The organism is Rhodoferax sp. GW822-FHT04A08 (assembly GCF_058801025.1).
The window spans coordinates 1-1,785 of record NZ_JBXAMW010000055.1 but is presented as its reverse complement, the minus strand read 5'-3'; the positions used below and the strand labels follow the sequence as shown (position 1 = coordinate 1,785).

Genomic DNA, 1,785 nt, shown 5'->3' with positions numbered 1-1,785 from the left:
TTGAAGCAGGTCAAGGTGGATGTGAACCCATTTAGTTTGCAGGATGTGCAGCGCATCATCGCTACCGTCCGGCCGGACTACCGCAACTACATGGTCACGCGCATCTTTACCGGCTTGCGTACCGGTGAGATCAATGGCCTGAAGTGGAAGTACGTAGATTTCGTGCTGCGCATCATCAAGGTGCGTGAAACCTTTGTCCTGGGAGAGGATGAGTACACCAAGACCGATGGCTCGCAGCGTGACATCCAGATGAGCGCACCGGTCATGGAAGCGTTGAAGGCCCAGTGGGAGGCCACAGGCAAGTTGTCGGAATACGTCTTCTGCAACATCGAGGGCAAGCCCCTGGACAACAAGAATTTCTCAGACCGGGTTTGGTATCCGCTGCTCCGGCACTTGGGGCTGGAAAGACGCAGGCCCTATCAGACACGCCACACGGCAGCGACCTTGTGGCTGGCATCCGGCGAAGCACCCGAGTGGATCGCCCGTCAGCTGGGGCATGCGGATACACAGATGCTTTTCAAGGTATACAGCCGCTACGTGCCCAATCTCACACGGCAGGACGGCTCAGCCATGGAGCGCTTGCTCGCTGCCAAGCTCTCACAAGGGCCGTTGGCCACGGTCAATGAGACAGGTGGCCCGGTGCTTATTCCGGTCGATCCGCTGCACAGCGACGCCATGCGCCAGCCCATTCCGAGGCCGGGCAACTGGAAGAAGTCCGATGTGCATTGGAGCAAGGAAGAGGCCGCACAGGCTGCTGCCAAAGCTACTGAGGAGGCGGCAGCCCAGGCGGCCAAGGCTGATGCGAGTGCTGCTGACGTCGATGTGGGCGTGACCGCCAAGGCCCCATCCCGTGTCGACAAGCCCGCAGCGTTCCTGGCTCCCTTGAGCTGGGAAGACATGGCCAGGAACTGGCAGGAGGTGGAGACATGACCGGTGCCGAGCCACTCCGCTGGCTAGACCCTTAGTTAGGCCACGAGCTAAGCCATGAGCTTGGCCATTTTCTAAGCCATCACTACCGACCACAGCCCACCCGAACTGCTACCAGCAGCCCGGTCAGGCGGAGCTTTGCCCAAAACATCCTGAATTCCTGTCAAGGAGAACCCAATGAACCGTATCACCATCACCCCTGTTGCCCCTACCTTCGCAATTCCCGCCAATGCATCTCCGGCCACCCGCTATGAAGTCACCGTGGGGCCTGATCCCCAGACCTTCATCGACCAGGCTGTCCACTCGCTGGACAGTGTCCCTCTGCGCCGAATGTTTTCCGCCTTCGTCGCTGAACCCGAGATTCACATCGTGCTCACAACACCAGTGGGTGGCGGCGTGCATTACCAGCGCACTGGCTTGTGTCGCTACGTAGTGCAGGTCCTGCGGTCAGCGGCCGAGACCGCAGCCTATTCCAGTGAATTTGGTGGCGCCGAGCGGGAGGCCCTGTTTGTCGCAACCTTCATCGAAGGGTGCAGTGCGTACCTCGGCGCATGCATCGATGCAGGAAGCAACGTCGACGATGTGCTGCATACCCTGGTGATGGATCCGCTGCGGCAGTTGGACCGGCAGGACGAGCGCCTGGCAGGCCTGGTGCGCATGTGCCTGGGCTGCGGTCTGCCCGATGAAGTGGACGACTTCTATGTTCCCCGCCTGCGCAACACAGTGCGCCGGGCGCTCTCCCGTGTGAACGCTGGAGTGCGCGTGGGACAGAGCGCGGGAGTGAATGGGCAAGACCGACAAGTCCTGCTCCGAGCAGCTCGCCCGGCTACCAACCTGTCCTGCTACTGAACCAACACA

The 1,785-nt window shown here is 60.7% G+C and carries 2 protein-coding genes; both read left to right on the top strand.

Annotation, left to right across the window (positions count from 1 at the left end; genetic code table 11):
• The coding region (locus tag AC1RMF_RS26510; RefSeq protein ID WP_493145534.1) for a site-specific integrase at positions 1–930 on the top strand (930 nt) is incomplete at its 5' end.
• 174 nt (positions 931–1,104) lie between these two features.
• On the top strand, positions 1,105–1,776 hold the full coding sequence (locus AC1RMF_RS26505; protein WP_493145532.1) for a hypothetical protein: 672 nt from the start codon (positions 1,105–1,107) through the stop codon (positions 1,774–1,776).
• Positions 1,777–1,785: the final 9 nt, after the last annotated feature.

Coding starts and splice junctions, on each gene's coding strand:
- AC1RMF_RS26505 (WP_493145532.1), top strand. CDS start 1,105: ATGAACCGTATCACCATCACCCCTGTTGCCCCTACCTTCGCAATTCCC.